Below are 12497 nucleotides of genomic sequence, written 5' to 3' on the forward strand. Positions count from 1 at the left end.
TCCGCGATGGAGGCCGGCCCGAGCCAGGCCGCGTCGGCGCGGGCGCGCCGGAGCGAAGCCTCGACGTCCGCGTCCGCCGCGTGCGCCTCGTCCGCCTCGCGCGCGGCCGGCGAGCGGCGGAGCTCCCCGGCGTACAGCAGCACCGCCGCATCGGCGGCGCCCTCGCGCCCGAGGTCCCGCACCGCGCGCACGACGCGCCGCGCCGCCTCGCTCCCGTCCAGCACCGCGACACGACCCAGCCCGCTCCGAACGTCCACCTCGGCCTCCTCGCGCGCCGGCCGCCGCCCTGCGCCCGGACGGGCGGGGGCGGCGTCGCCGTGGACGAGTTCTAGTCGGGAAGGGCGGCGGGGTACACGCGAACGCGGGGTGCGGCGCCCCTTACCTCCCGGTGCGCGCCTGCGCCTTCGTCCGGGCAGGAACGGTCCAGAAGTAGACGGTCTTGCCGTCGACCTGCCGGACCGCGGCCGGCTTCCAGTCGCCCATGTCGAACGCGTGCGACACGATCCGGGTGCCGGGCCGGAGCGCGAGGAGCTTCGGCCGGAGCTTCAGGTTGAGGTCGGGGAGGAGGTAGAGCGTCACGACGGTGGCGTCGGAAAGGTCCAGCTCGAAGAGATCGCCCTCGCGGATCTCGACCCGATCCGCGACGCCCGCCGCCCGCACGTTCGCGCGCGCCTCGGCGATGCGCTCCGGGTCGATGTCCACGCCCACCGCCTTGCGGGCGCCCCGCTGCGCGGCGGCGACCACGATGCGGCCGTCTCCGCAGCCGAGGTCGTACACCACGTCGCCCTTCCCCACCCGGGCGAGGTCGAGCATCGTGGCGACGACCCGCTCCGGGGTCGGGACGAAGATGACGTCGGGCGTGCGCGCGGGCTTCCGCGCGACCGCGGGCGCCTCGGCGGGCGCCGCCGGCGGCGCGGGCTCGGCCTGCTGCGCGAGCACGGGCGGCGCGGCGAGGGCCGCCAGGATCGCGGCGAGCCGCGCGGGGAAGGGGAGCGTGGGCCGGGACATGATCTCGCCTCCTTCACGCTGCGGCAGGAGGGCGCGCCGGCGCCCTGCGCAGCGAGAGCCACATGGGCGCGAGCCCGGTCGCGAGCACGGCCACGCCGGCGATCGCGCCGGGGCCCGCGTAGACGAGGCTCGACCACAAGAGGAACGCGCACGCCGCGCAGAAGACGAGCGGCGTCGCGGGGTAGAGCGGGACCTTGAACGGCCGGGCGGCCGCAGGATCGCGCCGCCGGAGCACGAACAGGGAGATCCCGGTGAGCAGGAAGAAGAGCCAGAACACCGGCGCGGTGTAGGCGACCATCGCCTCGAAGCCGCGCCGGGACAGCACCCCCATGCCGACGAGCGCGAGCGCGATGGCGCCCTGCAGGAGGACGGCGTTCACCGGCGACGCGGCGCGCGCGCTCCACCGCCCCAGCGTGGCGAAGCGCGGGTAGTCCCGGCCGAACGCCCAGACCATCCGGGAGCCGAGGAGCAGCGTCGCGTTCGCGGAGGTCACGACGGCGGCGATGACGATCGCGCCGATGGTCGTCGCGCCCACCGGCCCGAAGGCACGCCCGAGCAGGTCCGCGGCCACCGCGCTCGACGCGCGCACGCCGTCGAGGCCGAGGCCACGCAGGTACGCGGCGTTCGCGAGGACGTAGAGGAGCGTCACGAGGAGCAGGGAGGCGACGAGCGCGGTCGCGATGGCGCGCCGCCCGCCGCGCAGCTCCGCCGAGACGTAGGCCGCCTCGTTCCACCCGCCGTACGCGAGGAGGACGAAGACCATCGCGAGGCCGAACGCGGGCCGCGCCGGGACGGGGGCCGAGGGCGGCGGCGCCGCCGGCAGCGCGAGCCCGGTGAGGATCACGACCAGCAGCCCGAGCACGAGCGCGACGGTGAGCACGTTCTGCACGCCGCGCGCGACGCGGAGCCCGGCGGCGTTCACGAGCGTCAGCGTCACCACCATCGCCGCGGCGAGCGGCCCGCTCGCGCCGGGCGCGCCGAGCAGATCCGCGGCATAGTCCCCGAACACGAACCCGAGGAGCGCGACGGAGCCGGTCGGGATCACCGTGAGTCGCGCCCACGCGAACAGGAACGCGGTCGGACGCCCCAGCGCGCGGGAGAGGAAGTGGTAGTCGCCGCCGGGATCGGGGTACGCGGCCGCGAGCTCCGCGTAGCACATCGCGCCGGCGAGCGAGACGGCGCCGCCCGCGAGCCACGCCGCGAGGATCGCCGGGACGCCCGGCGCGCTCGCGGCGACGGCTGACGGCGCGCGGAAGATGCCGGCGCCGATGACGATGCCGAGGACGAGCGCGACGGCGTCGTGCAGGGCGAGCGCCGGGCGCGGCGCACCGCCCCGACCCTCGCGCCCCGACGAGCCCCCCGCCCCCATGCCGGGCCACGTTCGGCCGCGCTGCCGCGCGCGTCAACGCTCCGCATTCGCCGCGCGCGAGCGGGCGTCGGCCCGCCGGGCGGGCGGCACGGCGCGGCCCGGTGATGTCGGCGTGACCTCGGGTCCCGCGGCGGCCGCCGAGGGCGCCACGAGGTCGCGCCCGTTCGCGGCATTCGCCGCGGGGTGCTCCCTCGGCAGCGGGCTACAGCTCGAACGATCCCACGAACAGCACGTCCGGGATGCGCGTGCGGAGGTGCTCGAGGAGCGCCTCCTGCGGGCGGTCGTCCAGGTCGATGCTGCAGGACGCGGCCTGGTGCTCCTCGAAGATGGTGTTCTGGACCTCCTCGACGTTGATGCCTGCCTCGCGGATCGCGCCGAGGACGTTGGCGAGGACCCCCACCTTGTCGAGGTGGCGCACGACGAGCCGCGCGCGGGCCGGCGTCTTCTCCGCGACGTTCACGCAGTTCGGCACCTCGCCGCTCTTCACGAACGCCTCGACGATGCGGACCGCCTCGCGCGCGATCGCGTCCTGCGCCTGCGCGGTCGACGCGCCGATGTGGTGCGTCCCGTAGACGTTCGGAAGCTTCGCGAGCTCGCTGTCGAAGTCGGCCTTCCCCTTCTCCGGCTCGCCCGCGAACACGTCCGTGCCCAGGCGGATCCGCCCCGTGCGCGCGAGCTCGAGCAGGGCCACCTGATCCACGATCTCCGCGCGAGCCGTGTTGACGAGCGCGGCGCCGGGCTTCATGGCCGCGAGCACGTCGCGGGAGACGATCCCCCGCGTCTCCTTCGAGAGCGCGAGGTGGAGGGACAGGTAGTCCGCCTCGCGCGCGAGCGCGGCGAGGTCGGGCGCACGCTCCACGCCGAGCGCCTTCGCCTTCCGGTCGTCGAGCGAGCGCGACCACGCGACCACCCGCATCCCGAGCGCCTGCGCGCGCGTCACGACCTCCCGGCCGATGGAGCCGAGGCCGGCCACCCCGAGCGTGCGGCCGAAGAGCCCCTGCGCCTCGGAGAAGGTCTTCTTGTCCCACCTCCCGGCGCGCAGGAGCGCGACGTTGTCCGGGATGCGCCGGTCGAGCGCGATGACGAGCCCGATGGCGAGCTCCGCGACGGCGATCGAGTTCTGGCCCGGACAGTTCGCGACGTACACCCCGCGCCGGGAGGCGGCGGGGACGTCGATCGTGTTCACGCCCGCGCCGGCGCGCACGACGAGCGACAGGCCGGAGGCGGACTCGAACACCTCGCCCAGCACCTGCTTCGAGCGGACGACGAGGATGGAGGCGTCGCGAACGGCGGCGGCGAGGTCCTTCGCGGCGACGTCCGGGCGATGATCGACCTCGAGCCCGAGCGACTGGAAGTCGGCGAGCCGCTCGGTCGGGAAGGCATCGGCGACGAGGATCTTCATGGTGGCCTCCGCTGCGGGGGGGCGAATGGGTGGAGCGACGGGGCGCCGCGCGGAGGAGAGCATGCGCGGGCCCCGCCGTCGCGGGACGTGTTGGGCCTAGCGGGGGAGGCATTCCGGCGCCGTCCAAAGAGGCCCGGTGGTGAGCTCAACCCTCGAAATCGCGGGCGATTTCGCCCGAAATCGGCGCCCATCGGGACCGAAACGGCTTGATCGGCGTCAGGGTGGGTTGGCACCCGATACGGTACGTGAATGTGTACCCACCGGGGATGTGGTTCCTTCCTTCGTATGTCCCGCGGCCGCGGGAGTCGGGGACCCGGCACCAGGAGGCGAGCACCGATGCGAATCCCCACCTCGTCCGCCGACGCGAGCGCAAGGCCGGACGAAGACGCCGCTCCGCCGACGCGCGGGTTCGACGCGTCGGCCCCCGAGGGCCCGCAGGCGCGCGTCCACGCGCTCGGGCCGCGCGATCCGGTCCACGGGCCGGTGCTGCCCGGCGACGTGCGCCCCGGCGATCCGGTCTTCGCGCGGGTTCGCCTGGCGGGGACGCCCGGGCCCGGGTCGTCCGCGCAGGTCTGGCGCATGTCGCCCCTCGGCGTCGAGCTCGTGCGCTCCACCGCGCTCGCCGCGGTCTCGCCGGGCGACGCCCTCGATCTCACGCTGCGCGTGGGCGGGAGCGCGAGCACGTTCGGCGCGCTCCGCGTCGCGGCGGTCCGGATGGATCGCGGCCGCGCCATCGTCGCGCTGCGCTGGTCGGAGCCGGCCGGCGACGAGGGCGCGCCCGGCGAGAAGCGGTCGTCCTCGCGCTTCGCGTGCGAGCGCGACTGGCTCCCGACGGGCGTGACGCCGAACGCGGTCCGCTACGACGACCAGATCCACTTCCGCATCGTCGACATCTCGCGGACGGGCATGCAGCTCGTCACGAGCCTGCGGAACAAGTTCCTCATCCCGGGCGTCGAGTTCACCGGGAGCTGCACCTTCCCGACGATGGGCCAGGCGGAGATCGCGTTCCGCGTCGTGCGCGTGCGGGTCGCGCAGCACGGCGCGAAGCGCTGCCTCGCGCTCGGCGTGACGTGGTCGGTCCCGGATCCCCGCGCCCGCGAGCTCGTCGGGCAGTACCTCCTCCAGTTCGGGCCCGAGACGAGCGTGCAGGCGCTGCGCGAGACGGGTTTCCACGTCCGCTCGTCCAGCCGCGCGCTCGACTTCGGCGCGGTGCGGACCGAGGAGGAGTACCGGGAGGTGCTGGCGCTCCGGCGGCTCGCCTACCTGCGCGCCGGCAAGGCCGGGCCGGAGGTGCGGGACGAGGACATGGCCGACGCGCTCGACGCGCGCTCGCGCATCCTCGTCGCGAAGTACCGCGGCCGCATCGTGGCCTGCGTCCGGCTGCTCTTCCCGCCCACCCCGGACTCGCCGCTCAAGCACGAGGACTACCTGGCCCTGCCGCCGGGCACGCCCCCGCGCGACGAGATCGTGGAGCTCTCGAAGTTCTGCACGCACCCGGAGTTCCGCGGGAGCGACCTCTTCTACACGCTCGTGAAGCACTGCGCGCTCACCACGCTGCAGTCGGGCCGGCGCTTCGCGGTCATGAGCTGCACCGACGAGCTCGTGAAGCCCTACGGGCGCGTGGGGTTCCGCAAGCTCGGCGCGTCCTACGTCCACCCCGGGATGAAGCTCGAGCACCACCTCATGATGGCGGAGGTCGCGCGGGTGGTCTCGGGCAAGCACGTGAACCCGGTGATCTGGAACCTCATGGGCGGATGGGAGCTCTGGTCGTTCGCGCGCCTGTGCGGCGTCGCGCCCGCGAGCAGGCTGCTCGACGCGCGCGTCGCGCTCTGGCGGCTGTTCGGGCCCGCCGCGCGCGCCGCGCTGGCGCTGCACCTCAGGCGCAAGGGCGCGCGCGGGTGGCGCCGATGAGCGGTGACCTGCGCCTCGTCGCGCTCGGCGCGCTCGGCGCGCTGGCGTTCGTGTTCCTCGGCGGCGTGCGCCGCGTGTTCCGGCGCCCCGAGGGACCGCACCGCTACCGCGCCTCGCTCGTGTCCGGCCTCGTCCTCGGGAGCGAGGCCGCCGTGATCGCGCTGACGCCGGTGCCGCCCGCGCGGCTCGCCGCCGCGCTCGTCCTCCTCGCCCTGTCGCTCGGGCTGTTCCTGTGGGCGGCGCGGGTCAACCGGGAGCGGCCGCTGCTCCTCGCCTTCGCGGCGCACGTGCCGGAGCACCTCCAGACGCGCGGCCCCTACCTCCTCGTGCGACACCCGTTCTACGCGAGCTACCTGCTCGCCTTCGCGGGCGGCCTCGCGGCGGCCGGCACGGCGTGGCTCCTGCCGCTCGTCGGGCTGGGGGTGCTCACGTACTGGCGGGCCGCGGTGCGCGAGGAGCGGGGGTTCGCCGCGAGCCCGCTCGCGGGAGCGCACCGGGAGTACGCCGCCCGGGTGGGGATGTTCGTGCCGCGGCTCTCCGTCCTCCTCGGCCGCGGTGGCTGAGCGCCCCGGCGTGGAGCGTCAGCTCGCGCCGCCGCCGAGCAGGTTCCGGCTCGCGAGCTCGCGGAGGCCGGACGGGAACGCGGGGAACTGCGGCGCGGCGTCCTCGTACAGGCGCAGGAAGGCCTGCACGCACTCCGGATCGAACTGCGAGCCGCTGCAGCGCAGGATCTCCTCCACCGCCAGCCGGTGCGCGATCCCGGCGCGGTACGGGCGATCGCTCGTCATCGCGTCGTAGGTGTCGCACACCGCGAGCACGCGCGAGAGCGTCGGGATCTGCATCCCCGCGAGCTCGTCCGGGTAGCCCGCGCCGTCGAAGCGCTCGTGGTGGTGGAGGATCGCGCGCGCGACGCCGTCGAGCTCCTTCACCGCCGAGACGATGCGCCAGCCCAGCTGCGCGTGGCGCTTGAAGATCGCGTACTCCTCGGGCGTGACCTTGCCGGGCTTCACGAGCACGGCCTCGGGGGTGCCGATCTTCCCGAGGTCGTGGAGGATCCCGGCGATGCGGATCGTCTCGCACTCCGCCTCGGAGAGCCCGAGCTCGCGGGCGACGCGCTCGGCGAGCAGCGACACGCGGCGCGAGTGGCCGTGGGTGTACGGGTCCTTCGCCTCCACCGCGAGCGCGAACGCCTCCATCGTCTCGAGGAACACCTGGCGCTTGGAGAGGACGAGGTCGAAGTTGAGCTTGGCGAGGTACTCGTTCTTCTCCGCCAGCTCGACGGCGAGCTTGCGCTTGTCGAGCAGCGAGCGGATGCGCGCGCGCAGCTCCGCCACGCTGAAGGGCTTCGCGAGGTAGTCGTCCGCGCCCTCGCGCAGGTTCTCGATCTTGCTCTCCAGGTCGGCCTTGGCGGTCACGAGGATGACCGGCACGTGGCGCAGGCGGGCGTCGCGGCGCAGCTCGCGCAGGAGGTCGGTGCCGGAGCGGCCCGGCATCATCACGTCGCTCACCACCAGCGCGGGCGGCTCGATGGCGGCGGCGCGCAGCGCCTCGTCCGCGCGCTCGGCGCTCCGCACGCGGAACTCGTCCGCGAGCTGGCGCGCCACGAAGTCGAGCAGCTCGCGGTTGTCGTCCACCACCAGGACGAGCGGCTTCGTGCCGCTCGTGGCGCGCGTGACGGGGGAGGGGGTGGGCCGGGCCGGGCGAGGCGGCGGCCGGGCGGCCTCGAGGTGCAGCGCCACGGCGGCGGGCTGCGCGGGGCGGCGGCGGTCCACCGGCACGGGCTGATGGTCCTGGCGCCGGTCGAGCCGCTCGGCGGGATAGGCGGAGCGGTCCAGCGGCAGCTCGAGCGTGAAGCAGGAGCCCTCGCCGACGCGGCTCCGCACGGCCACGGAGCCCATGTGGAACTCGGCGAGCTGCCGCACCAGCGCGAGGCCGATGCCGGTCCCGCCGCGGCCGCGCGAGGCCGGGCCCCGCACCTGGTGGAACCGGTCGAACACGCGCTCGATCTGGTCGTCGGGGATCCCGATCCCCGTGTCCTCGACGGAGCAGAAGAAGCGATCCTCCCGGACGCCGCAGCGCACCGTGACCGCGCCGGGGCGGGCCTCGGACCCGTCGGTGAAGCGGATCGCGTTCGAGAGGAGGTTCAGGACGATCTTCTCGAGCTTGTCGCGGTCCACCGGCAGCGGCGGCACCGGTCCGTCGACGGCGAGGGCGAGCGAGACGTGCCGCTGCGCCGCGAGCGGCCGGCCGCTCTCGACGAGCGAGCCGAGGAGCTCGACCACGTCCAGGTCCTCGAGCCGGAGGAACTCGTGCTTCGCGTCCAGGCGCGAGAGGTCGAGGAGCGTGTTGATCTGCCGGAGCAGCCGCTGCGCGTTGCGCAGCATGAGCTCGAGATCGGCGCGCACCTCAGCGGAGAGGTCGCGCGCGTCGGACAGCATCGCCTCGAGCGGCGCGATGATGAGGGTGAGCGGCGTGCGCAGGTCGTGCGAGACGTTCGTGAAGAAGTTGGTCTTCACGCGGTCGAGCTCGACCTGGGTGGCGAGGAGCTGCTGCTGGGTCTGCCGCTCGCGCCGCGAGGTGAGGAAGGCGCGGACGTCGGTGGTCATGCGCGCCCGGAACAGGAGGACGAGGCCGACCGCCAGCGTGACGACGCTGAAGAGCCGCGCGGGGTGGACGTCCGTGTGGCGCCACGCGATGGCCCACTGGGCGGCGAAGATCGAGGCGAGCGTGGCGACGGCCGTCGGCGCGGACTGGCGGAGGAGGAGCACCCCCACCACCCCGAAGACGAACGCGTACAGGTACGAGACGCTGGGGAGCCACACCACCGTCAGGGCCTGCAGGCAGCTCACGGTGAACGTGAGCACGACGAGCGGCGCGCGCGCCCAGAGGCCGCGCTGCAGCCTCGGCAGGAACGTCGCGGCGAGCAGCAGCGCGTAGACGGCTGAGCTGCCGAAGCGGTACGTGGCCCAGCGCGAGGCGGGCGTGAGCTCGAGCGGGAGGTCGACGAGGAAGTGGTGCAGGACCTGGCCGACGATGGAGCTCACGAGCGCGATGCGCGCGGAGAGGACGATGAGCCGGTCCTCGTGCCCCCGCCACTGCGCGCGCCAGGGCGTGCCGTCGAGCAGGACCTCGGGGAAGAGCGCCGCGAGGACCCGCCTGCGATCGAGCCGGGGGCGGCGCCGCGCGGGCGGCTCGGGGGATGTCGATGGCTCGCTCAAGCGATCTCGCGCCGCCGCCGCCGCGCCAGGTGCGCCGACGGTCGATGGTTGCGCGGAGTGTAGTGGATCTCGGCCCGTCCGTAGAAGCCGGCGCCCGGCGCGGCGGCGTCCCACGACGCGGCGTCATTCCTGGGCGCGGAGGTAGCACATCACCTCCTGCCGGACGCAGTCGGCGTGCAGCCAGAGCGCGCGCCCATCCTCGGGTAGGGGGAAGTCGACCACCCGCACCACGTGCGCCAGGCGCGCGTCGTCGGGCGAGAGCTGCGCGAGGCGGTTCGGCGCCGCCCGCAGGCGCGCCTCGTCGAGCGCGTGGCCGGGGTGGGTGGGATAGAGTGCGACGTACAGCATCCCCGACTCCACGAGATCGTTGAAGAAGTGGGAGCCGAGCGAGACGTCGGGGATGACGTCGCCGAGCCGCATGATCTCGCCGAGCGCGGCGACCCGGCGGATCTCCGCGAACGAGACGGGAACGCCGAGTGAAGGCGTCGTCGTGCCCCACCGGCCGGGCCCGAGGAGGAGCACGCGGCGCGCCGCGTCGCCGGCGCGCGTCACCCGGCCGACCACCCGCGCGACCTCGTAGCGGTCCTGCGTCGCGAGCGTCGCGTACGCGTCCGGGTCGACGAACACGACGCGATCCACGCGCGCGCTCGTGCTCTGGCCGACGACCGGCCCGCGGCTCGCCGCGACGACGGCGTCGGCCGCGAGCCCCTCGGGCGGGGGCGGAACGATCCCGCCCTCCTTCACCTGGAGGGGCCGGCACTGGACGAGGTTCAGCCGGAAGTCGCCGCCGGTGAGGAAGTTCGCGGTGAACTCGACGTCCACCGGGTAGCGGTACGCCTCGCGCAGCGCGGCGAGGAGCGTGCGCACCTCGTCCACGAGCGGGGTCGCCCAGAGGAGCTTCTCGAACGTGAGGACCCAGCCGCCGCCCGGCCCGCGGCGGCGGGTGGCGAACAGGTCGACGGGCAGGAGCGGGCTCTCCGCGACGACCTCGTCGATGGGCGCCGAGGTGAAGCGGTTCGCCTCGAGGTCGAGGACGTCCACCCGGCGCTGGGCGTACTCGGTGGCCTCGTCGAGGCTCGTCTCCGGGCGGAGCTGCGGCGCGTTCAGCGCGACGATGCGCGTGTAGTCGTCGTCGGAGCGGTCCACCGCGCGCGTCCCCATGCCGAAGACGAGGCGCATCACCCCGGCGTCCGGGTCGATGGCGTGGTTCCAGACGTACGGGTTGTACGAGAGCGCGACCCCGGCCGCCTGCGGGTAGAAGAAGCGGCCGTGGACGGCGCCGGACACCCGCTGCACGAGGATCGCCATCCGCTCGTCGCGGTCGAGGAGCCCGCGATCGTCGCGGTAGTGGAGGGCGGCGTCGCTCATCGCGCTCGCGTAGACGGTCCGCACCGCGGCGAGGAGCGCCTCGAGCCGCTCCTCCGGCGCGCCCTGGTTCGGGCAGAACACGCTCTCGTACTTGCCCGTGAAGGCGTTCCCGAAGCCGTCCTCGAGGAGGCTGCTCGAGCGCACGATGATGGGCGACTGGCCGTAGTAGTCGAGCATCGAGACGCACTGCTGGACGACGGCGGCGGGGAACGTCCCCGCGAGCAGGCGCGCGCGCGCCTCGGCCGCGCCCGCGAGCAGCGAGGCGCGGCTCCGCTGGTCGCGCCGCGCCCGCCAAGCGCCGTTCCGGACGAGGTACGTGTAGAACACGTCCGAGCCGATGAACCAGGAGTCGTGCGGCTCGAAGCGATGCCGCCACGCCGGATCGGTGCTCTCCAGCACCGCCCGCGCGAGCAGCATCCCCGAGGCCTTGCCGCCCACGAGCCCCGTCCCGATCATGCGGCGGCGGATCGCGAGCAGCGCGTTGAGGTCGAGGTACCGCTCGGCGAGCTCGGCGAGGCGGGGGTCGTGCGTGAGCATCATCCGCACGAGGGCGCGGAACGCGGCCTGCTCGTCCTGCCACGGCCGCGACCCCGCTCGCACCGCCTCCTGGAGCTCGCGCGCCTCGAGGAAGCGCCGGTCCCAGACGTCGAGGCGCGCGGCGGGGTCGAGCCGCCCCTCGGACGCGCCGGCGAGCGCCTCGGCGAGCACCGCGCTCTCGGTGAGCGGACGGAAGGCGTCGTCCTCCCAGACGTGCGGCAGGTACATCGTGGGCGAGTGGCGTCCGTCCACCTTGAGCGGGTGGACGTAGCGCGTCCGGCCCTGGCGGAAGACGTCGACGAGGAGCTGCGTCGTGTCCCGGATCGCCTGCACCGCCTCGAGCGAGTGGCCGTCGCGCACGACCGCGAAGTACGCGATCGTGTCGAGCTCGAAGAGGTACGGGCAGGTGACGGTGAAGAAGTTCCCGAGCATCAGGTCGCTGCACCAGCCGGCCGCGAGCTCCGAGAGGCAGTCGAAGACGTGGCAGGCGCCGCGCCCCGCGCGCTCGATCGCCTCGTGGACGCCGGCGGTGAAGCTCTCGAACCCCATGGCGGGATCGAGCTCGTGGAGCAGGACCCCGTCGGCCGCGTCGGCGAGGGCGGGGTGGCGCGCGAAGCGGTGGTAGACGACCCGCCGGCCCGCGGCCCGGGCCGCCTCGACGAAGGGGGCCACGAGCGGCGGGTAGTCGTCGAGGGTCTCGACCTGCCAGACGACGTTGTCGCCCGGGCGCAGGTCGCGGAGCACGGCGTCGAGGCCGGGCAACCCGGTGCTGGGCGCGGGGGCGGTCATGACACGCTCCTCGTCGCGCCGTGGCCGGCGGGCTCTCGCCTCCCCGCGAGAGCCCGCCGCAGAAGCTCGCGGCGGCGGCTCCGCCGCGGGGTCACTTCGCCGGCTTGGCCGGCGGCGTCGCGGGGGTCGCGGGGGTCGCGGCCTGGGGCGCGGGCGCCGCTCCGCCGTGGCCGGGGGGCATCGCGCCGTGCGGGCTCGTCTTCGCGCCGGCGGGCCCCTTCACCTTGCCCGCGAGCCGCTCCATGATCTCGGGCATCTTGGCCTGGACCCGCTGCTGCGTCTGCATGGCGATCTTCTGCGAGACGGTGGGCATCACCTCGAGCGACTTCTGGCCGGTCGGCGTCTTGTAGAAGGCGAGGAGATCCTTCAGCTCCGGCTCGGTGTAGCCCGCGGAGAGCTCCTTCGCGTGCAGGTCGAGCAGCGCGTCGTAGGGGAGCGCCGCCTCGAGCTCGGACCGGACCTGCTTGTCGAAGTCCTTCGGGTACTCGAGCTTGGCGCCCGGGTGCATCTGCATCTGGGCCTGGACGTTCTTGGAGAGCGCACCGAGCCCCGCCTCCCAGGTCTTCTTCGGCATGAGGACGCGGGCGAGCTCGCCGGCGCTGGGCTTCAGCTCGACGGGCTTGGCGGCCTCGGGCTTGGGGGCGGCCGGCTTCGCCGCCTCGGGCTTGGCGGCCGGCTTGGCCGCCTCCGGCTTCGCCGCGGGGGCGGGCGCTGCGAGCGCCGGGGCGGCGAGGGTGGAGAGCACGGCTGCGACGGCGAGACGGCGAGCAAGGGACATTCAGGGCTCCGGGTTCGAATGGGCGGAAAACGTTAGTAGCACGCGAGGGGTGCAACCGCGACCCACTTGGTTCGGCTCCCGCCGCGCTCCGCACATGAGCGCCGAGACACCGACCGC

General features: G+C 74.4%; 9 protein-coding genes. 2 read left to right on the forward strand and 7 right to left on the reverse strand.

Features of this window, described 5'->3' with window-relative positions:
* The 4 genes from MNZ39_RS04330 to MNZ39_RS04345 all read right to left on the reverse strand — a co-directional run.
* Window positions 1-257 (reverse strand): hypothetical protein (locus MNZ39_RS04330; RefSeq protein ID WP_242335047.1); only part of this gene is annotated, 257 nt, incomplete at its 3' end.
* Between the two features lie 121 nt (window positions 258-378).
* Window positions 379-1008 carry a cyclopropane-fatty-acyl-phospholipid synthase family protein gene (locus MNZ39_RS04335; protein ID WP_242335049.1) on the reverse strand — a complete coding sequence of 210 codons (630 nt, stop codon included), beginning with the start codon at window positions 1006-1008 and terminating at the stop codon, window positions 379-381.
* Between the two features lie 13 nt (window positions 1009-1021).
* Entirely contained in the window at window positions 1022-2377 is a 1356-nt protein-coding gene (locus MNZ39_RS04340; RefSeq protein ID WP_242335051.1) for an APC family permease, read from the reverse strand.
* Window positions 2378-2579: 202 nt separating this feature from the next.
* Window positions 2580-3779: a 3-phosphoglycerate dehydrogenase family protein gene (locus tag MNZ39_RS04345; protein ID WP_242335053.1), complete on the reverse strand. Its 1200-nt coding sequence runs from the start codon at window positions 3777-3779 to the stop codon at window positions 2580-2582.
* Window positions 3780-4115: 336 nt separating this feature from the next.
* Between MNZ39_RS04345 and MNZ39_RS04350 the strand changes: the two genes are divergently transcribed.
* The gene (locus tag MNZ39_RS04350) at window positions 4116-5690 is read left to right on the forward strand and encodes a GNAT family N-acyltransferase (RefSeq protein ID WP_242335056.1); all 1575 of its coding nucleotides are present in this window, start codon (window positions 4116-4118) and stop codon (window positions 5688-5690) included.
* The gene (locus tag MNZ39_RS04355; RefSeq protein ID WP_242335059.1) at window positions 5687-6253 is read left to right on the forward strand and encodes a methyltransferase; all 567 of its coding nucleotides are present in this window, start codon (window positions 5687-5689) and stop codon (window positions 6251-6253) included. The genes MNZ39_RS04350 and MNZ39_RS04355 overlap by 4 nt, the downstream gene beginning before the upstream one ends.
* An 18-nt stretch (window positions 6254-6271) precedes the next feature.
* Here the strand turns inward: MNZ39_RS04355 and MNZ39_RS04360 are convergent, their stop codons facing one another.
* The 3 genes from MNZ39_RS04360 to MNZ39_RS04370 all read right to left on the reverse strand — a co-directional run bounded on the left by MNZ39_RS04360 (window position 6272) and on the right by MNZ39_RS04370 (window position 12380).
* On the reverse strand, window positions 6272-8908 hold the full coding sequence (locus MNZ39_RS04360) for an HD domain-containing phosphohydrolase (protein WP_242335062.1): 2637 nt from the start codon (window positions 8906-8908) through the stop codon (window positions 6272-6274).
* Between the two features lie 123 nt (window positions 8909-9031).
* The gene (locus MNZ39_RS04365) at window positions 9032-11602 is read right to left on the reverse strand and encodes a PEP/pyruvate-binding domain-containing protein (protein WP_242335064.1); all 2571 of its coding nucleotides are present in this window, start codon (window positions 11600-11602) and stop codon (window positions 9032-9034) included.
* 91 nt (window positions 11603-11693) lie between these two features.
* Complete coding sequence (locus MNZ39_RS04370; protein ID WP_242335069.1) at window positions 11694-12380, reverse strand: DUF2059 domain-containing protein; 687 nt, start codon at window positions 12378-12380, stop codon at window positions 11694-11696.
* Window positions 12381-12497 lie beyond the last annotated feature (117 nt).

Source organism: Anaeromyxobacter sp. SG66, assembly GCF_022690805.1.
Taxonomy (GTDB): Bacteria; Myxococcota; Myxococcia; order Myxococcales; family Anaeromyxobacteraceae; genus Anaeromyxobacter; species Anaeromyxobacter soli.